The sequence below is a fragment of the Pseudarthrobacter sp. As-47 genome (assembly GCF_058215595.1).
Genome location: NZ_CM177088.1, coordinates 443,258 through 466,631 on the forward strand (window position 1 = coordinate 443,258; position 23,374 = coordinate 466,631).

Here is a 23,374-nt window from a genome sequence, read left to right on the forward strand (position 1 = left end):
ACGGCGGGAGCGGGGTCAGCGCATCCGCTCCCGCAGCATCCGTTCCAGGTCCCTGCTGACTTTCGTCAGAGACGCCGCCCTGAGCGCTTTCTGCTCGGCAGGTGTCTGGGTTCCCCGGCGGTTGTGCTCGGCCGGACGGGACTGGTCACGGTCCCCGGCTGCAGCCAGTCCCGTGGCCAGGGGATCGAAGAAGAGGTTGCCGGAAAAGGAGATGCCCTGCACCGTTCAGGTCCTTTCCGGGCGCCGGCAGAAGCCGTCCCGCGCCGGGTTGTCTTTGGTCGTCATGCGGCCACGCTAACGGGAGGTCGTTTCACGGCCTTGAACGTCCGGTTTCGCGGGTGTTAAGCGGGTGCCGCAGCCGGTTTGCCGCCCTGCGATAAACTGGAACTTGGCCGTTTGCCAGCCCGTTTCCCCGGCCCCACCGCCGCAGTGCCTCACAGGCAGCGCCCGGGTAGTCCCAACCGCAGCGAAAGTAGCACCGTGTCCCAAGATGTCCTGACCCCCGCCCGGATCTCCGGTATTCACAAAGAGGCGGGCCGGCGTCGGACCTTTGCTGTCATTTCACACCCTGACGCTGGCAAGTCCACCCTGACCGAAGCGCTCGCCCTGCACGCCAAGGTGATCGGCACTGCCGGTGCCTCCAGCGGCAAGGCCAACCGCAAGGAAACCGTGTCCGACTGGATGCAGATGGAGAAGGACCGCGGCATTTCCATCAGCTCCGCGGCGCTCCAGTTCTCCTACCGGGACACCGTCATCAACCTGCTGGACACACCAGGCCACGCCGACTTCTCCGAGGACACCTACCGGGTGCTGGCCGCCGTCGACTGCGCCGTGATGCTGGTGGACGCCGCCAAGGGCCTGGAAACCCAGACCATGAAGCTGTTCGAGGTCTGCAAGCAGCGCAACCTGCCCATCATCACCGTCATCAACAAGTGGGACCGTCCCGGCCTGGACGCACTGGCCCTGATGGACGAAATCACCGAACGCACCGGCCTGCAGCCCATGCCCCTGACCTGGGCCGTGGGCATCTCCGGCGATTTCCGCGGCGTCTGGGACCTCCGCAACGACCGTTTCGCCCGGTTCCAGCGCAACAACGCCGGCGCGCAGATCGCCCTCACGGAGTACTTCACGCCCGAGGAAGCAGCCGAGAGCCAGGGCAGCAACTGGACGGACGCCGTGGACGAGGCGGGACTGGTGATCGAATCGAACCTGGAGTTCGACGTCGAGGCGTTTCATGCAGGCAAGGCCACCCCCATTCTCTTCAGCTCCGCCGCGCTCAACTTCGGCGTCAAGGAACTGCTGGACGCACTGGTGGATTTCGCTCCGCCGGCAGCCCCGCGCCCCGACGTGGACGGCAACCCACGACCGGTGGAATCGCCGTTCTCCGGTTTCGTGTTCAAGGTGCAGGCCGGCATGAACAAGGCCCACCGCGACCATGTGGCCTTCATCCGGGTGTGTTCCGGCGTCTTTGAGCGCGGAATGGTGGTCACGCAGACCCGGACCGGGAAATCCTTCGCCACCAAGTACGCGCAGCAGGTGTTCGGCCGGGAACGCGAAGTGATCGACGAGGCCTACCCCGGTGACGTCGTGGGCCTGGTTAACGCGTCCTCGCTGCGCGTGGGTGACAGCCTCTTCCTTGAGGGGCCGGTGGAATATCCCGCCATTCCGCTGTTCGCCCCCGAGCACTTCCAGGTGGCCCGCTCCAAGGACCCCAGCAAGTTCAAGCAGTTCCGCCGGGGCATCGAACAGCTCGAACACGAGGGCGTCATCCAGGTGCTCCGCTCCGACGTCCGCGGCGACCAGGCGCCGGTGCTTGCCGCCGTCGGGCCCATGCAGTTCGAGGTGGTGGAGGACCGCATGGCGCATGACTTCAGCGCCCCCATGCGGCTGGAACGCCTGCCCTACTCCCTCGCCAGGATTTCGACGGCGGACGCCATGCCGGCGCTCGCCAACGTCATCGGCGCCGAGGTTCTTTTGCGGTCCGACGGCGAGTACCTCGCCCTGTTTAACGACGTCTGGGCCCTGCGCCGCATTGAGAAGAACCACCCGGACCTCACCCTCGTGCCCATCGGCACCCACAACCCCGCAAAGTAGGAACCGTGAACGCAGGCCACAACAGCGCAGTTCAGCCGCGCGCCATCATCACCGGCGCCGGAACCATCAATCCGGTGGGTTCCACGGTCTCCGAGACCTGGGCCGGGCTGGTCGCGGGGAAATCCGGCATCGCCGCCCTTGGGGATGCCTGGACCGAACAGCTGCCCGTGAAGATCGCCGGGCAGGTCACCGCGGATCTCTCGGAGCACCTGAGCACCCGCGAGATGAAGCGGATGGACCGGTGCGGGCAGCTGGCGCTTATTGCTGCCCGGGAGGCGTGGGCCCAGGCCGGCGCCCCGGACGTGGATCCGGAGCGTTTCGCCGTGGTGATCGGATCAGCCTACGGAGGGCTGGGCTCCACGCTGGAGCAGGACCGGACCCTCGCCGCCTCGGGCCCCCGCAAGGTCTCGCCGCACACGCTGACCAGGCTGATGGTCAACGGCCCCGCGGCCTGGGTGTCCATCGACCTCGGCGCCCGCGGCGGTGCGCGCACTCCGGTCAGCGCGTGCGCCTCAGGGGCTGAGGCGATTGTCCAGGCAGCCGAGATGATCCGCTCAGGAGCGGCCGACGTCGTGATTGCCGGCGGCGTTGACGCCTCCGTGAATGACCTGGTCATCACTGGTTTCTCCCAGATCCGCGCGCTGTCCACCCGCAACGATGACCCGCAGCGCGCATCACGTCCGTTCGACGGCGGCCGCGACGGCTTTGTCCTCGCCGAAGGCGCTGCCGTGGTGGTGCTGGAGAGCGAAGAGCACGCCCGCGCCCGCGGCGCCGGGATGCTCGGTGCCGTTGCCGGCGGGGCGGTAACGTCAGACGCCAACGACATCGTGGCAGCCGACCCCGCCATGCAGCGGCGGGTCATGCAGAAGGCCCTCAAGTCCGCGGGCCTGGCTGCGGAAGACATCGGTTTTATCCACGCCCACGCCACCTCCACGCCGGTGGGGGACAAGCTTGAGGGCCAGGCCATCAACGCGATTTTTGGTGCGGAGGTGCCGGTCACGTCCACCAAGGGCCACACCGGCCACCTTCTCGGCGGTGCCGGCTCCCTGGCCGCCGTGGTGGTTGTCGAGGCGCTGCGGACCGGGCTGCTTCCCGGGACCCTGAACGTCCAGGAACTGGACCCCGAAGTGGACCTCAACGTTGTTACCGAAGACGCCCACCGGCTCCAGCCGGGCTACAGCCCGGCCGGGCTGGTGAACGCCTTCGGCTTCGGCGGGCACAGTGTTGCCCTGGTGATCACCGGCGCCTAGGCCCTGCAAATCGGCCGATCACCCCGTCGCGCCTTACATTGCACCCGCATGTGGACAACGCACCCCGGCGTGCGGGGGTGCACTGACCATTGACGGGTGCCCGACGCCCGGCTAGTGGGAGACGCAGGACGAGCCCTAGGATTCCGCGCGGACGAGTTGCACCAGCGCATCGAGAACCGGCAGTTGCCCCTTCACCAGCTTGAGCCGGGCTTCCGGTTCGGGGAACCAGCGGGCATCGTCGATTTCCGGGTAGTCCTGGATCCGGCCTGACCCTTTGGGCCACTCCAGCGGAAACGTGTTGCTGGCGATCCGTTCCGGCTGGAAGTCCTGCTCCGCGGTAAAGACGGTGATGACCTTGCCGGAGGGCTGCCTGAACGCCCCGAGCAGCCGGTAGTCCGCAGCCGGAGCCGGAGTCCCCATTTCCTCGGCAAACTCGCGCAGGGCAGCGGCCAGGGGATCCTCGTCCTCCCCGTATTCACCCTTGGGGATGGACCAGGCATGGGCGTCCTTGCGGGCCCAGAACGGACCGCCCATGTGGGCTATCCACACCTCGAAGCCGCCTGGAGCCACCCTCCGGTACAGCAGGATTCCTGCGCTCAGAACGGGCATGTTTCCTCCGGTGGGTGGCTGTTTGAAAACTGTCGGTAGTTGCCGTCCAACGTTAACCCGCAGTTCACGGTGCTGCTTTAGGTTATTCCTTCAGGCACTCTGCTCGAAGGGACCAGTCATGGCCAGTATTGCCGAGGTGTTGGGACGTCTGACGCCGGAAGAACTAGATGAGCTCCACAGCCTTGGTCCACAGGGCCACCTGCCGCGGCACCTGGTTGACGCCCTGGACCGGGCGGCCGGCGGTCCCGGCTCCGGCCGCGGCTACTACGTGCCCACCGGCAACGTGAACAGCACCGGCGGCCCGCTGCTGGTGCTCCGCAGCGACGTGTCCGGCTGGCTGCTCAACTCCCGGCGTGACGACCCCGATTCGCTGCCACGCCACAACGGCTAACTAACCAATCAGCAGGCTCAACGCCTCGGTGAGGTGCTCCACTTCCCGTACGGAAAAACCGGCCGGGATGGGCCCCGGCCCTGCATGGCTGGCTGGAACAACGGCATGCGTAAACCCGAGCCGGTGCGCTTCCTGGATGCGCTGGTTGATGCCGGGCACCGGCCGGACTTCGCCGGCGAGGCCCACCTCGCCGAAGGCAATCAGCCGGATGGGGAGGGGTTTGCGGGCCTTTGCCGATGCTACGGCCAGGGCAACTGCAAGGTCCGTCGCCGGCTCGCTGAGCTTCACCCCGCCCACGGTGGCCACGTAGGAATCATCCTTGTGCAGCAGCGTTCCCGCGCGCTGCTGCAGGACAGCCAGCAGCATGGAAACCCGCGAGGAGTCCAGGCCGCTGGTGGCGCGCCGCGGCTGGGAATTTGGGCTCTCCGCCAGCAGGGACTGCACCTCGGCCAGCAGAGGGCGGCGGCCTTCCATGGTGACGGTGATGCAGGTGCCGGACACGGGTTCCTTGGTGCGGCTGACAAAGAGCCCGCTGGGGTCAGCCAGGCCCTGGATGCCGTCCTCGTTCAGGTCGAAGCAGCCAACATCGTCCGTGGGCCCGTAGCGGTTCTTGACGGCACGGAGCAGCCGGAGCCGCGAATGCCGCTCGCCCTCGAACTGGCACACCACGTCCACCAGGTGCTCCAGCAGCCGCGGCCCGGCAATGGAGCCGTCCTTTGTCACGTGTCCCACCAGGAGGGTGGTCATGCTCCGCCTCTTGGCCGCGGCGATTATGGACGCTGCCACTTCGCGGACCTGCGAAACGCCGCCGGCGCTGCCGTCGACATCCGCGCTGCTGAGGGTCTGCACCGAGTCCACGATCAGCAGCCGCGGCTCAATCTTCTCCACCTGCCCCAGGGCCTGGCCCAGGTCCGTTTCCGCAGAGAGGTACAGCGATTCGGCCACGGCGTCGATCCGCTCGGCGCGGAGCTTCACCTGGGCCGCTGATTCCTCACCGGTCACGTACAACACGTCCTGTGCGGTCCGGGCGAACTTCGCCGCAACGTCCAGCAGCAGGGTGGACTTGCCCACCCCGGGCTCACCCGCCAGCAGGATCACGGCGCCCGGAACCAGGCCGCCGCCCAGCACCCGGTCCAGCTCATCAACGCCCGTGGGCAGGAAGGCGGCCGTGGTGGCGTCCACCTCGGCAATCCGGCGGGCCGGCTCCAGGACTGTAGTGGCCGCCGTCGTCCGCGCAACAGCGGCGCCGGTCTCCTCAACGGTGCCCCACGCCTGGCACTCGCCGCACCGGCCCACCCACTTGACCGTGGTCCAGCCGCACTCAGCACATTTGTAGGCGGGCGCCTTGGAGGCCCGGGAAGTCTTCGTTGCCATGGATTCCACCCTAGTGGCGGGCACTGACAATCACCGGCACCGCACTTGCCTATGCTCCATTGCAGCGCTGAGAGAGCGCTCTCTTGACAGTGATCCGCGCCACGCCTACAGTTGAGGAACTTGACAGAGAGCGCTCTCTCGGCGCCGGAAGTTCCCACAAAGGAGTGACGTTGAAATTCGTACGCCGACACACAGCGACCGCCATCGCGGGCGTGGCAGCCATGGCCCTGCTGGCCACAGGCTGCAGCAGCAGTCCGGAACAAGCAGCAAGCGCTGACAACCCCGTAGAGCTCACGGTCACCACCTTCGGGACCTTCGGCTACGACGATCTCTACGCCGAATACGAGGAAGCCAATCCCGGCGTCAAGGTCAAGGCCACCAATATCGACCGCGGGTCCAATGCCCGAACTGACGCCTTCACCAAGCTGGCCGCAGGATCCGGGCTCAGCGATGTCGTGGCCATCGAGGAGGGCTGGCTGGGTTCCATCATGGAAGTATCGGACCAGTTCGTGGACCTCAATGAGCATGGCGCAGCTGACATCAAGGACAACTGGGTGGACTGGAAGTTCAAGCAGGGCACGGATCCGGACGGCCGCGTCATCGGCTACGGAACGGACATCGGTCCGCAGGGGCTCTGCTACAACGGCAAGCTCTTCGAAGCTGCGGGAATGCCCAGCGACCGCGAATCAGTGGCCGAGCTCTTTGGTGGCGGCGACGCCACCTGGGAAACCTACTTCAAGCTCGGGGAGCAGTACAAGGCAGCCACCGGCAAGGCCTGGTATGACCAGTCCGGCTTCGTCTGGAACTCCATGGTGAACCAGATGGAAGAGGGCTACTACACCAAGGACGGGGAGCTGAACATCGAAGGCAACCCGGAGATGAAGGACAAATTCGAGATGCTTGCGGCCGGCACAGCGGCCGGTCTGTCCGCCAACCAGACCCAGTGGGACTGGGGTAACGGCAAGGCGTTCGTTGACGGCTCCTTCGCCACCTTCGTCTGCCCCGGCTGGATGCTCGGCACCATTAAGGGCCAGTTGGAATCCGCCGGCGGCGGCACGGAGAGCGGCTGGGACTTCGCCGACGTATTCCCGGGTGGGGCCTCCAACTGGGGCGGAGCTTTCCTTTCAGTGCCCAAGACATCGGAGCACCCTGCCGAGGCCGCAAAGCTGGCAGCCTGGCTGACCGCACCCGAGCAGCAGGTCAAGCAGTCGGCTGCCGCGAACAACTTCCCCAGCACGCTTAAAGCGCAGGAGAAGCTGGTGGCCGATGCGACTCCGAACGTGGTGTTCAACAATGCGCCCACCGGCGTCATCCTTGCCAACCGCGCCAAGGGCGTGGTGGCCCAGTTCAAGGGACCGGACGATTCCGTGATCCAGGAAAACGTGTTTGGTCCGGCACTTAAAATGCTCGACGCCGGAACGGCCGATGCTGACAAGGCCTGGTCCGAAGCGCTGACCCTCCTTAACGACCTGGTCGTAAACAACTAGCAACACCCGCTGTGGGGCCTCCCGGAAGGGAGGCCCCCCGATGGAGGGCAAGAGCCCAATGACAACCACCGTGAACCGCCCCGCCAAAACCCTGGCGGCCATCAAACCCAAACCCACCTTCAAACAGAGGCTCAACGTCTTCGACGTCAAAGCATCGCCCTACCTCTACATCGCACCTTTCTTTATCCTCTTCGCACTCGTGGGACTGTTCCCGCTGGTCTACACCTTCGTGGTCAGCCTCTTCGACTGGCACCTCCTCAAAGGCCAGGGAGACTTCGTGGGCCTGCAAAACTTCACTGAAGTCCTCCAGGACCGCTTCTTCTGGAACTCCCTGTTCAACACGGTCAGCATCTTCCTGCTGTCCGCGATACCGCAGCTTGCCGTGGCACTCTTCCTGGCCGCAGTACTGGACCAGAACCTCCGTGCCAAAACCTTCTGGCGGATGAGCGTGCTCCTGCCCTACATCGTCACCCCGGTGGCGGTGGCCATGATCTTCACCAACATGTTCGGCGAGCAGTACGGCCTCATCAATAACGTCCTGGGAAATTTTGGCCTGGATCCGGTGATGTGGAAGAACGAGACCCTGCCCAGCCACATTGCCATCGCCACCATGGTGAACTGGCGATGGACCGGCTATAACGCCCTTATCCTGCTGGCCGCAATGCAGGCCGTTCCCCGCGACCTGTACGAGTCCGCGGCGCTGGACGGCGCCGGAGCCCTCCGCCGCTTCTTCAGCATCACCCTGCCGAGCATCAGGCCCACCATGGTTTTTGTGGTCATTACCTCCACCATCGGCGGCCTGCAGATCTTCACCGAACCCCGGCTGTTCGATCCCGCGACCGCAGGCGGCTCCCAACGGCAGTTCCAGACCACCGTGCTGTACCTCTGGGAGATGGCCTTCCAGCGCCAGAACTTCGGCAAGGCTTCCACCATCGCCTGGCTCCTCTTCCTGATCATCGTGCTGTTCGGTGTCATCAACTACCTGATCTCACGTCGCATCGCCACAGCCGATGCCGCAAAGCCCACCCGGTCAACAAGGAGAGCCCGGAAACGCGCTGAAAGGACTACGCGATGAGCACCATCGAAGAGGCACCCCGTGCGACCGCCGGCGTCTTGCCCGCAGAAAAGAAGCCCTCCGGCCGCCCGGCACCCCTCCGCAAGCGCTTTGTGGGCTCGGGCGAAAAGCCAGGCTTCCTGACCTACGGCCTGCTCCTCGCCTTCCTGGTGTCCTCGGCCTACCCGCTGTGGTGGTCCGCCGTGATTGGCAGCCGCTCCAACGAGGCCCTCGGTGAAACCTGGCCGCCCCTGCTGCCCGGAGGAAACTTCTGGACAAACGTGGGCGAGGTCTTTGACACCATTCCGTTCTGGCTCGCCCTGGGCAACAGTGTCCTGATCTCCTCCATCATCACCCTGTCCGTGGTTGGCTTTTCCACCCTCGCCGGCTACGCCTTTGCGAAACTGCGCTTCAAGGGCCGGAACGGGCTCATGCTGATGGTGGTGGCCACCATGGCCATCCCGACGCAGCTTGGCATCATCCCGCTCTTCATGGTGATGAGGACCTTGGGCTGGACCGGCGAAATCGGAGCGGTGGTGGTGCCCACGCTGGTAACCGCGTTCGGCGTCTTCTTTATGCGGCAATACCTGGTGGACGTCATCCCGGATGAGCTCATTGAATCCGCACGGATGGACGGGGCAAACATGATTTCCACCTTCTGGCATGTGGCCATGCCGGCAGCAAAGCCTGCCATGGCCATCCTGGGGCTGTTCACGTTCATGACGGCCTGGACCGATTTCCTGTGGCCGCTGCTGGTCCTCGACGCCGGCAACCCCACTCTGCAGACGGCGCTGAGCCAGCTGCAGTCAGCCCGCTACGTGGACTACTCCGTGGTCCTCGCAGGAGCGGTGCTGGCAACACTGCCGCTATTGGTGCTCTTCGCACTTGCGGGCAAACAACTCATTTCAGGAATTATGCAAGGAGCAGTGAAGGGCTAATGCAGCACCCGACGTACCAGCGGCAGTGGCCCGAGGGCTTTATCTGGGGATCAGCGACGGCGGCTGCCCAGATCGAGGGCGCCGGCCGCGAGGGCGGCAAGGAAGAGTCCATCTGGGACCACTTTGCGCGGATTCCAGGGGCCATAGCCAACGGTGAAAACCTTGACCAGGCCGTGGACCACTACCACCGAATGCCACAGGACGTCCGGCTGATGAAAGAGCTCGGGCTGGACTCGTACCGCTTTTCCACCAGTTGGGCGCGGGTGCGTCCCGGGGGCAGGGCCGTCAACCGTGAGGGCCTGGACTTCTACTCCAGGCTGGTGGATGAGCTCCTTGAAGCCGGCATCCTGCCCTGGCTCACCCTGTACCACTGGGACCTGCCGCAGGCTCTTGAGGAAAAAGGCGGCTGGGCCAACCGGGATACCGCCTACAGGTTCGCGGAGTACGCCAATGACGTGTACTCGGCGCTGGGGGACCGGGTCCAGCACTGGACCACCTTCAATGAGCCGTTCTGTTCGTCGCTCCTGGGCTACGGCTCCGGCGTGCACGCCCCCGGCCGGCAGGAGCCAGCGGCCGCGATTGCCGCCGTGCACCACCAGCACCTTGCCCACGGGCTGGCCGTGAATGCGCTGCGGCAACGCGGCGCCCAGAACCTCGGCATTACGCTCAACCTCAGCAACTCCATTCCGCGGGACCCGCAGGACCCTGTCGACCTGGACGCTGCCCGGCGCTTCGACTCGTTGCAGAACCGCATCTTCCTCGACCCCCTCCTGCGGGGAGCCTACCCGGAAGACTCACTGCGTGACCTCGCCCCGTTCGGCCTGCCGGACGTGGTTCTTCCTGGCGACCTGGAACTCATCAGCGCGCCCCTGGAATTCCTGGGCGTGAACCACTATCACGACGACCTCATCAGCGGACACGCGGATGACGCCGGAAGCGACGGCCACTCCGGCGGTGCAGAGCGGGCCTCCGCCTCACCCTGGATCGGATCCGAGGACATCGCCTTTCCCAGCCGCGGCCTGCCGCGGACGGCGATGGGCTGGGAAGTGAATCCGGACGGGCTCCGCAAGCTGCTGGTCCGGCTGGGGGAGGAATACCCCTCGCTGCCGCCGCTTTACATCACCGAAAACGGAGCCGCGTACGAGGACACTGTCAGCCCCGACGGTGCCGTGCATGATGCGGAGCGTACCCGGTTCATCCTGGACCACGTGGCATCAGTAGGTGAAGCGATAGACCAGGGTGCCGACGTCCGCGGCTACTTTGTCTGGTCACTCCTGGACAACTTTGAGTGGTCCTGGGGCTATGGGAAGCGCTTCGGGATTGTCCGCGTCGATTACGGCACCCTGGAACGCACCGTCAAGGACAGCGGCAAGGCCTATGCCGGTTTGATAGCAGCCGCACAGCGGAGCACGTCCCGCCTCGCTCCGGCACTGCCCGCCTAAACTGAAACCCCCGGCACCTGTGCCAGCCAGACCACGGAGCGAACATTGTGAAGCAAGACACCAGCGGAAGCCGGCCGACGCCCACCCTGGAAATGGTGGCCGCGCTGGCCGGCGTCTCCCGTGCCACCGTCTCCCGCGTGGTCAATGACGTGCCGAGCGTGGATGAGGACATCGCCGCCAAGGTGCGCCAGGCGATTCTTGCCGTGAACTACACGCCCAACCGCGCTGCCCGTTCGCTGGCAAGCAGGCGCCCCAACTCGGTGACGCTCATTGTGCCGGAGTCCACTTCCAAGGTCTTCGCGGACCCGTTCTTCGCCTCAGTGGTCCAGGGCGTGGCGCTGTACCTGGCGGACACGGATTACACCCTGAACATGGTCATCGCTTCCGAAGCCAAGCCGGAGAAAACCAGGGCCTTCCTGCTGGGCGGGAACGTGGCCGGTGCCCTGGTGGTGTCCCACCACGCAGGGGACCGGTCCTGGACCCACCTCAGCGATTACATTCCCATGGTGTTCGCGGGCAGGCCGCTGGGCGAAAGCGCCAGCTACTACGTGGATGTGGACAACGAGGCTGCGGCGGCAGGAGCCACCCGGTTGCTCATTGAGAGCGGGCGGACCAATATCGCCACCATCGCCGGCCCCCAGGACATGCCGCCGGGCATCGACCGCGTCAACGGCTGGCGGGCGGCCATGGCCGAGGCCGGGCTGGATGATTCCCGGGTTGAATACGGTGACTTCACCCTGGCCTCCGGGGCCAAAGCCATGCGCCGCCTCCTCGGCAGCGGGAAGCCGGTGGACGGGGTGTTCGTGGCTAATGACCAGATGGCCGCCGGTGCCTACACGGTGCTGCAGGAACGCGGACTGCGCATACCCCAGGATGTGGCCGTGGTCGGCTTCGATGACGATTCGTTCGCCACCTCAGTCAATCCCCAGCTGACCACCGTGCACCATCCGATCATCGAGATGGGAAAGAAGATGGCCGAAATTTTGGTGGACCTCATCGAGGGGAAAGAGACCGCCCGCGTTACGCAGATTCCCACTTCCCTCGTGATCAGGGAGTCCGTCTGATGGCGGGCAGCGGACCAGGCGGCCAGTCGCCGCAGGGCGGCCGGACCCTCCGGTGGGGAGTGGTAGCCACAGGCCGGATCGCGCACAAGGTCACCCGGGACCTCGCCCGCCTTGAAGATGCCCAACTCCATGCAGTGAGTTCGCGCAGCCAGGGCTCGGCGCGGGCCTTCGCGGAAGAACACGGCTTCGCGGCCAGCTACCATGACGGCCCATCCGGATCCGGGTACCAGCAGCTCTTCGCCGATCCCCGGGTGGACGTGGTCTATGTTGCCACGCCCCACGCGCAGCACTTCGAGGTTGTCCGTGCCGCGCTTGAAGCCGGGAAACACGTCCTGTGCGAGAAGCCCTTCACGGTCAACGCCAGCGAAGCCCGGGAACTGGTCCAGCTGGCAGGGGAGCGGAACCTGTTCCTGATGGAAGCCGTCTGGACGCGCTTCCTGCCAGCCACCCGCCGTGCCCTGGAGCTGATCCGCGGCGGCACCAGTGGAACGGTGCGCTGGGTCCAGGCTGACCTGGGTTTTCCCGCAGCCTATGATCCCGCGGACAGGCTGTGGGACCCTGCGGCCGGCGGCGGTGCACTCCTTGATCTCGCGGTCTACCCGTTGACCTGGGCGGTTGCGGCCCTCGGCTTCCCTCAACGCCTCACGGCCCAAGGCCACCTGAACCAGGACGGCGTGGATGTCCAAAACACCCTCACGCTCAAGTACCGGGAGGGGGCTGCCGCCCAGCTCACTTCCTCGCTCCAGGCCGCCGGTCCCGGCATGGCAACCATCAGCGGGACCGCAGGCTGGATACGGACCGGGTCCCCGCTCTTTAATCCGCGCACGCTGGAGATCTGCGGACTGGACGGCAGGATCGAGGTGGAGGACTTCCACGAAGAAGCCGAGGGTTTCATTTATGAACTGCGCGAAACAGCCCGCTGCATCCGCGCCGGCCTGCAGGAAAGCCCGCTGATGCCCTGGAATGAAACCTTGCAGGTGATGGAGTTGCTCGACCAGGCCCGGGAACAGCTGGGGCTGCGCTATGCGAATGATCTACGGGAGGCCGGCACCTAGAGCGCGGGCAGCACGTCCCGGGCTTCGCGGGCATCCATCCCGGTGGCCTCCAACAGGTCCACCATCAGCGGCCGGTACAGCATCACCACCGTCTCACCCTCAAGCCGCTGCACCTCCAGCAGCTTGGGATGCAGGCGCAGGGCGATCTCGCTCAGGTCCTGGCGGGCGCTGCGCAGGTGGGCGCGGCGGACGCCGTCGTGCGTTTCCGCCAGCCCCAGCGAGAGCTCGTCAATGGCGGCAGCGGTCTCCTGCAGCACCTCGGCGATGTTTTCTGTCGCCTCATCCGAAAGGGCCGCGTGGTTGATGGCGCTGGTCAGGCGGCGGGCGAAAACACGGCTGTTCCGCAGTGCCAGGTCGATGAAGTCGAGCGACTGTTCCAGCCGGTCCAGCTCCTCCCGGTGCCTTCGGTAGGCGGGCGCCAGCGTGGCAACCTCCCCGGAAGCACGCAGGGACTGGCGCATCCCGTCTACCAGCGGCTGGCAGTTCCTGCCCCGGATCAGGGCGTGCCAGGCCTGAGTGGAATCGCTGCTGTCTAAGGCATTAGCGCATTCGCGCAGCACCTCCGCCAGTTCGTGCAGCAGCTTCTGGACGTCCTTGCGCGGCTCCCGCCGGGGATCCTTGGGGATGAGGATGGTCACCAGCAGCGCGAAGAGGCCGCCCACCACGGCGTCGATGCTGCGCGTGAACGGCCCGCCGGCGGGCGCAGGCAGCAACACCACCAGCAGCGACTGCAGGGCCAGTTGCGTGGTGAAGATGTTCCCGCTGTCCAGGAAGCGGGCCAGCAGGATGGAGAACAGGAGGACGACGGCGGCCTGCCAGATTCCGGCGCCCAGCCAGTGCAGGAGCAGGTCGCCTACTGCGATGCCGATAGTGCAGCCCAGGCCTACCTCGAGCACACGCCGCAGCCTGGGCTCCCGCGAGAAGCCCAGGGCAATCAGCGACGACGTGGCTGCGAACAGGGGGCCCGAATGGCCCAGCACGTACTCGGCGAAGGCATAAGCACCTACGGCGCAGAGGGTCATCTGGATGGCGGGAACCAGCGAGTTCTTGCTGCGGATCAAACCAACCCGGATACGGCCGCGCAGGAACCGCCTGCCTGCTGAGAGTCCTGCCGCGGAAGCCATGCCGTCCAGTCTATTTGTTGGCTTCCAGTTCTTGGGGCAACCTATGTGGTGCCGGTGCACTACGGCCGGACATGTGATCTGCGCAATGGTGCACCGTCATTTGTCAACGAATATCCCGCAGTCGTTAATCCTCCGTTCACTTTGGGCAGCCCGTCCCGTTACCTGCGGAACCTAACTTCGATGAAGGTACAAAACGTACGCATCGCGCAGCAGGGTTCTCCGTCCTGCCCCGCACCTGAATAACCCTGGAAGGGGTACATCTAGTGAAGGCATTCCGCTTCGGCCGCCATGCGGCAACCGCTGTTCTCGCAGCCGGCGCACTCGCGCTTACCTCCTGCGGTTCAGACAACGCCACGGGCCCTGCGCCCGCAGGCGACCAGACTTCCGCCGGGCCCAAGGTCACCGGTACCCTCACGGGCATCGGCTCCTCAGCCCAAGGCGCAGCCATGGACGCATGGAAGACCGAGTTCGCAGCCGCCAACCAGGGCGCCACCGTGCAGTACTCCCCGGACGGTTCCGGCGCAGGCCGCAAGGCGCTGCTGGATGGTTCCGCCCAGTTCGGTGGTTCTGATGCCTACCTGAAGGACGAGGAATACGCCCAGTCCCAGGAGACCTGCGGCCCCGACGGCGCCCTCAACATCCCGGTCTACATCTCCCCGATCGCAATTGCCTTCAACCTGCCCGGTATCAGCGAGCTGAAGCTGGACGCCGCCACCGTGGCCAAGATCTTCCGCGGGGAAATCGCCAACTGGAACGATCCCGCCATCGCCGCCCTGAACGAGGGCGCCAGCCTCCCGGACCTCAAGGTCACGCCGGTGAACCGCTCCGATGACTCCGGTACCACCACCAACTTCACCGACTACCTGGCTGCCGCGGCTCCCGAGGTGTGGACGGACAAGGCCTCCGGCGTTTGGCCGGCAAGCCTGCAGGGCGAGAATGCCAAGGGCACGTCAGGCGTTGTCAAGACCGTCACCGACACCCCCGGTGCTGTAACCTACGCGGATGACTCCGCCGTCGGCGGAACGCTCGGCGTTGCACAGATCAAGGTGGGCGAGGCCTTCACCGAGATTTCCGCGGAAGCCGCAGCCAAGGCTGTTGACGCGGGTACCCCGGTGGAAGGCCGTTCCAGCAACGACCTGTCCATCAAGCTGGACCGCAAGACCACCATTGAGGGCGCTTACCCCATCGTTCTGGTCTCGTTCCACGTGGTCTGCTCCGCCTATGACTCCCAGGAAACCGTCGACCTGGTCAAGGCTTTCGAGAGCTACGTAGTTTCCGAGGAAGGCCAGCAGGCCGCCGCGGATTCCGCAAAGTCCGCCCCGCTGTCCTCCTCCCTCGCAGAGAAGGCCACCAAGGCCATCGAGTCCATCAAGGTCAAGTCCTAATCACCGCTCCGCTTCCGGGTTCCCCGCCTGCCGAAAGGCAGTGCGGGGAACTTGGCTTTGGACAATGCATCTTCCCCTCCCAGTAACCGATCGAAGGGCCGTCGAATGACCGCCACCCACCTGACAAGTACCCAGGGCGCCGGCCGCGCCGGGGACAGAATCTTCTCGGGCACCGCGCTGGCCGCAGGCTGCCTCATTCTCGCCGTGCTCTTCGGCGTCGCACTCTTCCTGGTGGTCCAGGCCATCCCGGCGCTCACGGCGCCGGCCGCCGAGATCCAGGGCGGTGAGGGCTTCTTCGCCTACATCTGGCCCATCGTCATCGGCACGCTGATCGCCGCGGTCATTGCCCTGGTGATTGCCACCCCCATCGCCATCGGCGTGGCGCTGTTCATCTCGCACTTTGCCCCCCGCAGGCTGGCTGCCGGGCTTGGCTACGTGGTGGACCTGCTCGCCGCGATCCCGTCCGTGGTCTACGGCGCCTGGGGTGCGGCTTTCCTGGCCAAGGAAATTTCGCCGGCGTACAACTGGCTCGCCGCAAACATGGGCTGGCTGCCCATCTTCCAAGGGCCTGCTTCCGCCACCGGCAAGACCATCCTCACCGCCGGCATCGTCCTCTCCGTCATGGTGCTTCCGATCATCACGTCCCTGTCCCGGGAAATCTTCCTGCAGACCCCCAAACTGCATGAGGAGGCGGCGCTCGCCCTGGGCGCCACCCGGTGGGAAATGATCACGATGTCCGTCCTGCCGTTCGCCCGCCCCGGCATCATCAGTGCCGTCATGCTGGGCCTGGGCCGTGCCCTTGGCGAAACCATGGCCGTGGCGCTGGTGCTGTCCTCGGGCGCCCTCACCGCCAGCCTGATCCAGTCCGGCAACCAGACTATCGCCGCGGAAATCGCCCTGAACTTCCCGGAGGCCAGCGGGCTCAAGGTCAGCACCCTGATTGCTGCCGGCCTGGTCCTGTTCGTCATCACCCTGGCCGTGAACATGATCGCGCGCTGGATCATCACCCGGCACAAAGAATTCTCGGGAGCCAACTAATGACCTCCACGCTTACCCCTGTGCGCAGCAAGCGCTCGGCACTCACCAAGGGCCAACTGCCCAAGTACGCACCGTACGCCGTCCTAGCCGGCGCATTGATCGTGGGTGCCGCCATCCTGGCCCTGGTGGGCTTCAATGCCTTTGGCTGGGGCATCGTCTCGGCGATCCTCTTCGCCATCGGGCTGGTGTCCTGGAGCGCCGTCGTTGAAGGGTCCCGCAAGGCCAAGGATAAGCTGGCCACCTGCCTGGTGGTGGGATCCTTCCTGATCGCGCTGCTCCCGCTGATCTCGGTTATCTGGACCGTCCTGGTCAACGGCGTGCCCGGACTCCTGACTCCGGGTTTCCTTACCACCTCCATGAACGGCGTCACCGGCGTCTTTGATAACAGGGCAGTGGAGGACGGCACTCCAGTAGTGGGCGGCATCTACCACGCACTCCTGGGCACCATCCAGATCACCCTTCTGGCTACCCTCATCTCCGTGCCGGTGGGCCTGCTCACCGCCATCTACCTCGTGGAGTACGGCAACGACGGCCGGCTCGCCCGTGCCATCACCTTCTTCGTGGACGTGATGACCGGCATCCCCTCCATCGTCGCCGGCCTCTTCGCCGCGGCCTTTTTCTTCGCCGTCGTGGGCCCTGGCACGAAGACCGGAGCCGTGGCCGCCGTCGCGCTTTCCGTCCTGATGATCCCGGTGGTGGTGCGCTCCAGCGAGGAGATGCTCAAGATCGTGCCGAACGAACTGCGGGAAGCGGCGTACGCCCTGGGCGTGCGCAAGTGGCGCACCATCATTAAGGTGGTCATTCCGACGGCGATCTCCGGCATAGCTTCCGGCGTCACCCTGGCGATCGCCCGCGTCATCGGCGAGACGGCGCCCATCCTTGTCACCGCGGGGTTCGCCACCAGCATCAACTCCAACGTGTTCAGCGGGTGGATGGCGTCGCTGCCCACCTTTATCTACACCCAGATCCTGAACCCCACCTCACCGGCTAATCCGGACCCTTCGTCCCAGCGGGCGTGGGGAGCTGCCCTGGTGCTGATCATCCTGGTGATGGTCCTTAACCTTGGCGCCCGGCTGATTGCACGGATTTTCGCCCCCAAGACCGGCCGCTGACCGCCGCTCCGGAATTTCTCCTTCCGGTCGAGCGGGCCGGATGCCAGACTTTAATTCATACCCAGTTAGTGAAGGAACACCATGTCTAAGCGCATCGACGTCAAGGACCTGAATGTCTACTATGGCGATTTCCTTGCCGTGGAGGACGTCACCATCAACATCGAGGCCAAGTCCGTTACCGCATTCATCGGCCCCTCCGGATGTGGCAAGTCCACTTTCCTCAGGACGATCAACCGCATGCACGAGGTCCTGCCCGGCGCCCGCGTCGAGGGTGAGGTCCTGCTGGACGGGGACAACCTCTACGGCCCCGGGGTGGACCCGGTGACGGTGCGTTCGCAGATCGGCATGGTGTTCCAGCGGCCCAACCCGTTCCCCACCATGTCCATCCGTGACAACGTGCTGGCCGGCGTGAAGCTGAACAACAAGAAGATCTCCAAGGGTGAGGCCGATGTGCTGGTAGAACGCTCGCTGAAGGGCGCTAACCTGTGGAATGAGGTCAAGGACCGGCTGGAAAAGCCCGGTTCCGGCCTCTCAGGCGGACAGCAGCAGCGCCTCTGCATTGCCCGGGCCATCGCCGTGGAGCCGCAGGTCATCCTCATGGACGAACCGTGCTCCGCGCTGGACCCCATCTCCACCTTGGCCATTGAAGACCTCATCAATGAGCTCAAGGACCAGTACACCGTAGTGATCGTTACCCACAATATGCAGCAGGCAGCCCGCGTTTCTGACCGGACCGCGTTCTTCAACATTGCGGGCACCGGTAAGCCCGGCAAGCTGATCGAAGTGGGGGACACGCACACCATCTTCAGCAACCCCACGCAGAAGGCCACCGAGGACTACGTCTCCGGCCGGTTCGGGTAAAAGGGCTCTTCGTGGTTGATGGGGAATTGAGTTCGTGTCGTTGAAGACAAAGGGGCCCGTGGCCCTGTTGGGATGAGTGTGTCTAAGCATTCAACCTGGAACAGGACCACGAGCCTTGATCGAGCCTACCGGGGTCGCAGCTGACGCTGCCACCATTCTCTTCAACCTGCCCGACTACCGTGTCATCTCCACCACCATCACGGCCGGCCGGCGGCAGGTGGTCATCGAGACCGACCAGCTACCGGGCTGCCCGAGCTGTGGAGTCATTGCGTCCCGGCGGAAGGAACGGCGGCTTCAACGTCTCCGTGATATTCCCGTTGCCGGGCCGGTGGATGTGCTCTGGTCCAAGTACCGCTGGTACTGCGAGGAGTCAGCGTGCGACCGGCTGTCGTTCTTCGAATCCACGCCGCAAGTGCCGCGCCGCGCCCGCTCGACCAGTCGGCTGCGGGACCAGCTCGTGGATGCGGTCATCCGCTCGGGCAGGGCTGTGTCGGAGACAGCTGCAGGCTTCGCCGTGTCCTGGTGGATGGTCCGGGCGGCGGTGACCGAGGCCTGCCTGCTGCGGCTGCCCGACGTGGACAAGCTCAGCCCGCGGATGCTGGGCATTGATGAGCACCGGTTCCGGTCCGTGCGCTACTTCCAGGACCCGGCCACGAAAGCGTGGACACGGTTCGAGCCGTGGATGACAACCATCGTGGACCTGGACACCGGCCAAGTCCTTGGCGTGGTCGACGGCCGGGACCACAAGGGCGTCGGGGACTGGCTCTTCGCCCGGCCCCTGCAGTGGCGCCTGGCCGTGCAGGTCGTCGCGATCGACCCTTCCGCGGCGTTCCGTAAGGCGTTGCGGATGTGGCTTCCCCGCACTGCCGTCGCCGTCGATCACTTCCACCTCATCTCACTGGCCAACCAGGCCATGACCGAGACGAGGCAGAACCTCTCCCAGCAGGTCAAGGGCCGCCGCGGACGGGCCATCGACAAGGCCTGGGCCCATCGGATGCTCCTGCTGCGCGGCGGCGACACGCTCAGCTGCAGGGCAGCCCTCCGGCTTGAGGAAGTCTTCGCCGTCGATGATCCGACCGGCACCCTGCAAGCGGTCTGGAACGTCAAGGAACAACTCAGGGCCGTGCTCCGCACCGGCTCCCTAGAAGACGCCGCGGCGGCCAAGAACGTACTTGAGGACCTGGTCAAGGCAGCAGCGCGGCCGGAGACGAACAGGCTCTACCGCACCGTCTGCCGGTGGTGGAAAGAGATCGAGGTGCTCATCATCACCGGTGCCACGACAGGCAAGGTTGAAGCCAACAACACCACGATCAAGAACATCAAGCGAACTGCCCGCGGCTACCGCAATGCAGATAACTACAAATCGGTTATTCTCTTGAGAAGTGCCGTCCGGACGGCGGCATGACGCTCATTTCAGGGATCCATTTCCCCACGAACCGTGAAGAGCCGGTAAAAGCTTTCCCCCCGGCGCCTGCGGCTATTCCGGCACTTCCAGCTGGAAACCGCACCGGCACCGCAGGACCCGGGTAGGCAGGGAGACCACGTTGAGGCTGCCTCCGTTGTTGCTGCTCCGGTAGCAGAGCCGTTCAATGTCGTACTCGGCCTCTTCCATGGGAAAGCCACAGTGGACGTAGTCATCGCCGAACATGATGACCTGGGCCATCCACCGGACCTGGTGGAGCGCTGCCGCAACATCCCCTGCATATGCATGGTGCTCGTGAAACAAACCGCAGTCGTTGCACGTGTAGGAGACGGTGACCAGGTCTCCATTGGCCGTATCCATTGTCCTGATGGCATGGATCGTCAGTTGGTGTTCCGTGCCGCAGGTTTCACAGCGGAGCTGGCGTGGCTGGGGCGCGGAGTGCCGGGAGTCCGAGGTAGACACGATGCCTGCTCTTTTCCACAATGTGCATCCAGGCCGCCGATATGCTGCAGCGGTTTGTCCGCGGCCCTGCACCCGGCGGCGGATGTCAGGCCCCGCGTGGCGCCTTAGCCGTTGATGGTGGGGACCCACTTTCGAATTTACGTCACCGGGCTTCGCCTGTACAGGGCAGCGCGGGGAACCGCGGTGCTGGTGGCCTAAGGGAGTGTTGCTGAAGCTGGCTTTTTGGCCAGACGAGCGATGCAGCGGGCTGGACGGCGGCGAGGTAATTGCGTGCGGTTTTGTCCGATCTCATGGCGAGGCCCGGCCCAGTTCTTGAGTCGATTGAATCCTCCTTCGACGACGTTGCGCCCCTTGTGGGCCTCACTGTCGAACGTTTGCGGGTGCCCCCCAGCGGAGCCTTTTCTCTTCCGGTTCGCTGCCTGGTCAGACTTTTTCCGGGATTGTGGCCTTGATGCCGCGCCCGGCCAGCCAAGTGCGGTTGGCTTTGGGCGTGTAGCCCTTGTCCGCCAGGAGGCGGTCCGGGCGGGAAGGTTCCGCCGTGGCGCCCAGGTTCGGAACTTCAGTGCAGTCCCCTCTACGACCAGGCGGCGGTAGGCGACCGGACGCCGGTGCCCTTCCATGCGGTAACAGGGGTCCGATCACGGACCACACCTCAGCAGACACCAAAAAGTTATCGCTCATCACACCGGCCAACCCCAACAAGAACCTAAAGAGGTTTAGCTACACGCCCTAATGCCTTCGACCGAAAAGGAAATGGAAGCAACGGCGTCGCGAGCTGCTGTAAGGGCTTTTTCCGCCACCGGCGCAACAGCAACAGCAAGTGCTGTTCGATCAAAACTACCTTCAAGCGGTCCGATCGTTGATCCCGGCTTCTTTAGTACCTCCACACGGTCAACAAAGGCGATACAGCGCGCTGAGTCGAGGCCGTCGATGGCTCGGATAACACCTCGCGTATCAAGCTCCGCCTTTGCGAACCAGACTGCAGCTGCTGCCGTCGATTTCGCCACTATTGCTTCAGGGGGGATCTTAAGTCCAACACCGAGCCTGGCAACGAGCCCCGTGTAGTCGATGCCGGTCGCCAGTTCGACGAGGAGTCCGATGCGGTCCCCGCCCATTCGATCATGGCTCTCGATCAGACGCGGTCCTTTGTCGGTGAGGATGAACTCGCTATGGCTTGGGCCGTTCAGTAATCCAAGTTTGGTCAGGACCTCGGAAGCGGCGTGAGCGAGTGCCACTTGGTCTTCCTCTGGGATACTGGCTGGGATCACGTGACCGCATTCCACTGCTGTGCCCGGGTACGTAAACTTCTCTGTGACTGCCAGGATGTAGTGAAGTCCGTCAATCGAGAGGGACTCAACGCTGAACTCAGGTCCGACAAGATGCTCTTCAACAATACAAGAACCATTTTCCGAGCCAGCCCTCGCTACCTTGATCGCGTTCGCGAGTGTCACTTTATCCGAGGCGAACGTGACCCCCATGCTCGCTTCGCTTGTGAGGGGCTTTGCGATACAGGGAAACCCAACCGGTAGGGCTATCGCCAGCGCCTCGGCGTCTGAAGCTGTGCTGGGAATTACGCGGTGTGCCACGTGTCCTGGCTCGATGGTCGAAATGATCTTCCGTGTGGCTGCTTTGTCCCGGAATCTAGCAGCGATTTCAAGATCTACCCGATGGGGGACTCTTGCTCGATCGGCAATGTTGACGGCCGTCTGAGCATACGCATCGTGGAAGTAGGTGACGGCGTCAACGTCGTTTGGAAAGGAGCTGTTATCGAGTAGCTTTCCTTCCTCTGCGTCAATGGACAGGATCCCCGCGTATCGCGATCGATCTGATTCGATGACACGGTCATCTTGAATGGCCAGATAGACCTCGTGGCCGGAGTCAATCAGCCGGTAGTGACATGGCCTGTTTGTACCGACTGCAACAATCCTCATGAAGTTCCCCCAGCACTGTGTAGGTTATTGTCGTCCGCCCCGACGTTGGCTGTCGCCACCCGCTCCGCAGTTGGCGACGCGGCTGGTGTGCCGAAGTCAGCACCTCTCCGACGTGAAAGAACTGCGGTGATGAGCGCTGCAGCAACCGCGGCGCAAGCCAGCAGGGCCCAAAAACCCCAGCCGGTTCCGTCTGTTCCGATTGCTGAGACAGTGAGGATCCCTGCCGATGACCCTATAGATTCCCCAATGGCAGTCGCGACGGACATAACAGCGTAACCGCTTGCGCGCAGCGTCGGACTAATACGATCCACCAGGCCGACATCGACTGATGGCACGAATGATGCTTCAGCAAGCGAGAAGACAAAAACCATCGCAATAAGGCCCGGGAACGTCGGGACGAGTGCCGCAACACAAAATGCCATAGCAAAGAGAGCCAGAGCAGCGGCCATCCACCTCAAGGGCCGTTCTCCAAAGATTCTGCGTAGGGCATGAGACACAGGCACTTGGAGGACCACGATAGTGACAGCATTGACCGCAATGAGCACGCCAAGTGCCGCCGCGTCTATATGGTGTCCTATAAAGATCGGTAGCGCACCAAAGAGCTGAGCGTAGAAAAACCACCCAAAGGCGTTCACCATTAGCAGCGTCGTTATGCCCGGTGTGGCGATGATGTCACGGTATGCACTCCACCAGGATCCCGGGCGCGTGACCTGCTTTGAGGAAACGCGGAGAAGGAACCCGCCGAGAAGGCCTGATGCTGCATAGAGGGCACCAAGCAAGATAAAGACGAGGACCCTGTCGCCGGCGTGCAAGAGCAGGAGAGCGATTGGTGCCGCGATGGCGCTCGCGAGGTTTGTTATGACGTTTAGTATGGAGAACATCGTCCCCCGGGATTTGATCCCATCGCTCGCGTCAGCGGCAACTTGCTTACTTGCCAGTCCGTTGACCGAGATTCCTAATCCGGCACAGGTGATCAGGGCAATGATAAGTCCTGCGCCGGACACGTGCGGGAGAGCAGCTATGGATGCGCCAGCGAGAATACATCCACTGAGGATTGACCAATTCGCGGGGACACGGTCCAGGACAACGGCCAACGGGATTTTAGCGACTTTGGACGACACTGTCAGCACCGTCATACACACTGCGATGAGTCCAGGGGGTAACCCCTGTTCGCCCAGCGCAAGGACCAGTACTGCCATTAGTCCGAAGTAGGCCAGGCTGAACGCACCGTAATGTGCGACGACGAGGCTGGCACGTTTAGTAAACGCGGGCACTCCGCC

Annotated in this window: 21 protein-coding genes; 14 read left to right on the forward strand and 7 right to left on the reverse strand. The window is 64.3% G+C overall.

Annotated elements, in window-relative coordinates:
- Nucleotides 1-15 precede the first annotated feature (15 nt).
- Nucleotides 16-222 carry a hypothetical protein gene (locus AC4BCK_RS02090; RefSeq protein WP_310110192.1) on the reverse strand — a complete coding sequence of 69 codons (207 nt, stop codon included), beginning with the start codon at nt 220-222 and terminating at the stop codon, nt 16-18.
- A gap of 258 nt (nt 223-480) precedes the next feature.
- On the opposite strand from AC4BCK_RS02090, the gene AC4BCK_RS02095 reads away from it, so the two are divergent.
- Together AC4BCK_RS02095 and AC4BCK_RS02100 are read left to right on the forward strand one after the other, a co-directional pair.
- Nucleotides 481-2,094 carry a peptide chain release factor 3 gene (locus AC4BCK_RS02095; RefSeq protein WP_174178318.1) on the forward strand — a complete coding sequence of 538 codons (1,614 nt, stop codon included), beginning with the start codon at nt 481-483 and terminating at the stop codon, nt 2,092-2,094.
- A gap of 5 nt (nt 2,095-2,099) precedes the next feature.
- Nucleotides 2,100-3,344 (forward strand): beta-ketoacyl-[acyl-carrier-protein] synthase family protein, encoded by a 1,245-nt coding sequence (locus AC4BCK_RS02100; protein ID WP_400584107.1) that lies wholly within the window; start codon nt 2,100-2,102, stop codon nt 3,342-3,344.
- 135 nt (nt 3,345-3,479) lie between these two features.
- On the opposite strand, the gene AC4BCK_RS02105 is transcribed toward AC4BCK_RS02100, so the two are convergent.
- On the reverse strand, nt 3,480-3,953 hold the full coding sequence (locus AC4BCK_RS02105; RefSeq protein ID WP_174178320.1) for an NUDIX hydrolase: 474 nt from the start codon (nt 3,951-3,953) through the stop codon (nt 3,480-3,482).
- 118 nt (nt 3,954-4,071) lie between these two features.
- Between AC4BCK_RS02105 and AC4BCK_RS02110 the strand changes: the two genes are divergently transcribed.
- The gene (locus AC4BCK_RS02110) at nt 4,072-4,344 is read left to right on the forward strand and encodes a hypothetical protein (RefSeq protein WP_174178322.1); all 273 of its coding nucleotides are present in this window, start codon (nt 4,072-4,074) and stop codon (nt 4,342-4,344) included.
- Here the strand turns inward: AC4BCK_RS02110 and radA are convergent, their stop codons facing one another.
- Nucleotides 4,345-5,718 (reverse strand): DNA repair protein RadA, encoded by a 1,374-nt coding sequence (radA, locus tag AC4BCK_RS02115; protein WP_490566528.1) that lies wholly within the window; start codon nt 5,716-5,718, stop codon nt 4,345-4,347.
- A gap of 221 nt (nt 5,719-5,939) precedes the next feature.
- Here radA and AC4BCK_RS02120 point away from each other — a divergent pair, with 221 nt between their 5' ends.
- Genes AC4BCK_RS02120 through AC4BCK_RS02145 form a run of 6 tightly spaced genes read left to right on the forward strand, consistent with a single transcriptional unit; the run spans nt 5,940 to nt 12,758 of the window.
- Nucleotides 5,940-7,205, forward strand: coding sequence for an ABC transporter substrate-binding protein (locus tag AC4BCK_RS02120; protein WP_174178443.1), 1,266 nt, complete (start codon nt 5,940-5,942; stop codon nt 7,203-7,205).
- A gap of 58 nt (nt 7,206-7,263) precedes the next feature.
- Complete coding sequence (locus tag AC4BCK_RS02125; RefSeq protein ID WP_174178324.1) at nt 7,264-8,280, forward strand: carbohydrate ABC transporter permease; 1,017 nt, start codon at nt 7,264-7,266, stop codon at nt 8,278-8,280.
- On the forward strand, nt 8,277-9,197 hold the full coding sequence (locus AC4BCK_RS02130; protein ID WP_246256203.1) for a carbohydrate ABC transporter permease: 921 nt from the start codon (nt 8,277-8,279) through the stop codon (nt 9,195-9,197). Before AC4BCK_RS02125 ends, AC4BCK_RS02130 begins: the two co-directional genes overlap by 4 nt.
- Nucleotides 9,197-10,639 carry a GH1 family beta-glucosidase gene (locus tag AC4BCK_RS02135; RefSeq protein WP_310110202.1) on the forward strand — a complete coding sequence of 481 codons (1,443 nt, stop codon included), beginning with the start codon at nt 9,197-9,199 and terminating at the stop codon, nt 10,637-10,639. The genes AC4BCK_RS02130 and AC4BCK_RS02135 overlap by 1 nt, the downstream gene beginning before the upstream one ends.
- A gap of 47 nt (nt 10,640-10,686) precedes the next feature.
- Complete coding sequence (locus AC4BCK_RS02140; protein WP_174178328.1) at nt 10,687-11,703, forward strand: LacI family DNA-binding transcriptional regulator; 1,017 nt, start codon at nt 10,687-10,689, stop codon at nt 11,701-11,703.
- Nucleotides 11,703-12,758, forward strand: a complete 1,056-nt coding sequence (locus AC4BCK_RS02145) for a Gfo/Idh/MocA family protein (RefSeq protein WP_490566529.1) — start codon at nt 11,703-11,705, stop codon at nt 12,756-12,758. The genes AC4BCK_RS02140 and AC4BCK_RS02145 overlap by 1 nt, the downstream gene beginning before the upstream one ends.
- On the opposite strand, the gene AC4BCK_RS02150 is transcribed toward AC4BCK_RS02145, so the two are convergent.
- Complete coding sequence (locus AC4BCK_RS02150; protein WP_490566530.1) at nt 12,755-13,882, reverse strand: FUSC family protein; 1,128 nt, start codon at nt 13,880-13,882, stop codon at nt 12,755-12,757. The two genes, AC4BCK_RS02145 and AC4BCK_RS02150, sit on opposite strands and share 4 nt — an antisense overlap.
- A 263-nt stretch (nt 13,883-14,145) precedes the next feature.
- On the opposite strand from AC4BCK_RS02150, the gene pstS reads away from it, so the two are divergent.
- The 5 genes from pstS (at nt 14,146) to AC4BCK_RS02175 (ending at nt 19,683) form a co-directional block, all read left to right on the forward strand.
- The gene (pstS, locus tag AC4BCK_RS02155; protein WP_400575868.1) at nt 14,146-15,267 is read left to right on the forward strand and encodes a phosphate ABC transporter substrate-binding protein PstS; all 1,122 of its coding nucleotides are present in this window, start codon (nt 14,146-14,148) and stop codon (nt 15,265-15,267) included.
- 105 nt (nt 15,268-15,372) lie between these two features.
- Entirely contained in the window at nt 15,373-16,305 is a 933-nt protein-coding gene (gene pstC, locus AC4BCK_RS02160; RefSeq protein ID WP_400575866.1) for a phosphate ABC transporter permease subunit PstC, read from the forward strand.
- Entirely contained in the window at nt 16,305-17,417 is a 1,113-nt protein-coding gene (gene pstA / locus AC4BCK_RS02165; protein WP_400575864.1) for a phosphate ABC transporter permease PstA, read from the forward strand. Before pstC ends, pstA begins: the two co-directional genes overlap by 1 nt.
- An 81-nt stretch (nt 17,418-17,498) precedes the next feature.
- Nucleotides 17,499-18,278 (forward strand): phosphate ABC transporter ATP-binding protein PstB, encoded by a 780-nt coding sequence (gene pstB, locus AC4BCK_RS02170; protein WP_400575862.1) that lies wholly within the window; start codon nt 17,499-17,501, stop codon nt 18,276-18,278.
- A 115-nt stretch (nt 18,279-18,393) separates the two neighbouring features.
- A complete protein-coding gene (locus tag AC4BCK_RS02175; RefSeq protein ID WP_364409664.1) occupies nt 18,394-19,683 on the forward strand; it encodes an ISL3 family transposase in 1,290 nt (429 codons plus the stop codon).
- Between the two features lie 72 nt (nt 19,684-19,755).
- Here AC4BCK_RS02175 and AC4BCK_RS02180 read toward each other — a convergent pair whose 3' ends face one another.
- The 3 genes from AC4BCK_RS02180 to AC4BCK_RS02190 form a co-directional block, all read right to left on the reverse strand.
- Nucleotides 19,756-20,163 (reverse strand): hypothetical protein, encoded by a 408-nt coding sequence (locus AC4BCK_RS02180; RefSeq protein ID WP_364409667.1) that lies wholly within the window; start codon nt 20,161-20,163, stop codon nt 19,756-19,758.
- A gap of 716 nt (nt 20,164-20,879) precedes the next feature.
- A complete protein-coding gene (locus AC4BCK_RS02185; protein WP_364410092.1) occupies nt 20,880-22,094 on the reverse strand; it encodes an ATP-grasp domain-containing protein in 1,215 nt (404 codons plus the stop codon).
- Complete coding sequence (locus AC4BCK_RS02190) at nt 22,091-23,293, reverse strand: MFS transporter (RefSeq protein ID WP_490566531.1); 1,203 nt, start codon at nt 23,291-23,293, stop codon at nt 22,091-22,093. The genes AC4BCK_RS02185 and AC4BCK_RS02190 overlap by 4 nt, the downstream gene beginning before the upstream one ends.
- Nucleotides 23,294-23,374: the final 81 nt, after the last annotated feature.

Bases quoted from the DNA above. Each gene is read 5' to 3' on its own strand.
- AC4BCK_RS02105 (WP_174178320.1), bottom strand. From the start codon at position 3,953: ATGCCCGTTCTGAGCGCAGGAATCCTGCTGTACCGGAGGGTGGCTCCA.
- AC4BCK_RS02110 (WP_174178322.1), top strand. From the start codon at position 4,072: ATGGCCAGTATTGCCGAGGTGTTGGGACGTCTGACGCCGGAAGAACTA.
- radA (WP_490566528.1), bottom strand. From the start codon at position 5,718: ATGGCAACGAAGACTTCCCGGGCCTCCAAGGCGCCCGCCTACAAATGT.
- AC4BCK_RS02120 (WP_174178443.1), top strand. From the start codon at position 5,940: ATGGCCCTGCTGGCCACAGGCTGCAGCAGCAGTCCGGAACAAGCAGCA.
- AC4BCK_RS02125 (WP_174178324.1), top strand. From the start codon at position 7,264: ATGACAACCACCGTGAACCGCCCCGCCAAAACCCTGGCGGCCATCAAA.
- AC4BCK_RS02130 (WP_246256203.1), top strand. From the start codon at position 8,277: ATGAGCACCATCGAAGAGGCACCCCGTGCGACCGCCGGCGTCTTGCCC.
- AC4BCK_RS02135 (WP_310110202.1), top strand. From the start codon at position 9,197: ATGCAGCACCCGACGTACCAGCGGCAGTGGCCCGAGGGCTTTATCTGG.
- AC4BCK_RS02145 (WP_490566529.1), top strand. From the start codon at position 11,703: ATGGCGGGCAGCGGACCAGGCGGCCAGTCGCCGCAGGGCGGCCGGACC.
- AC4BCK_RS02150 (WP_490566530.1), bottom strand. From the start codon at position 13,882: ATGGCTTCCGCGGCAGGACTCTCAGCAGGCAGGCGGTTCCTGCGCGGC.
- pstC (WP_400575866.1), top strand. From the start codon at position 15,373: ATGACCGCCACCCACCTGACAAGTACCCAGGGCGCCGGCCGCGCCGGG.
- pstA (WP_400575864.1), top strand. From the start codon at position 16,305: ATGACCTCCACGCTTACCCCTGTGCGCAGCAAGCGCTCGGCACTCACC.
- pstB (WP_400575862.1), top strand. From the start codon at position 17,499: ATGTCTAAGCGCATCGACGTCAAGGACCTGAATGTCTACTATGGCGAT.
- AC4BCK_RS02185 (WP_364410092.1), bottom strand. From the start codon at position 22,094: ATGAGGATTGTTGCAGTCGGTACAAACAGGCCATGTCACTACCGGCTG.
- AC4BCK_RS02190 (WP_490566531.1), bottom strand. From the start codon at position 23,293: ATGGCAGTACTGGTCCTTGCGCTGGGCGAACAGGGGTTACCCCCTGGA.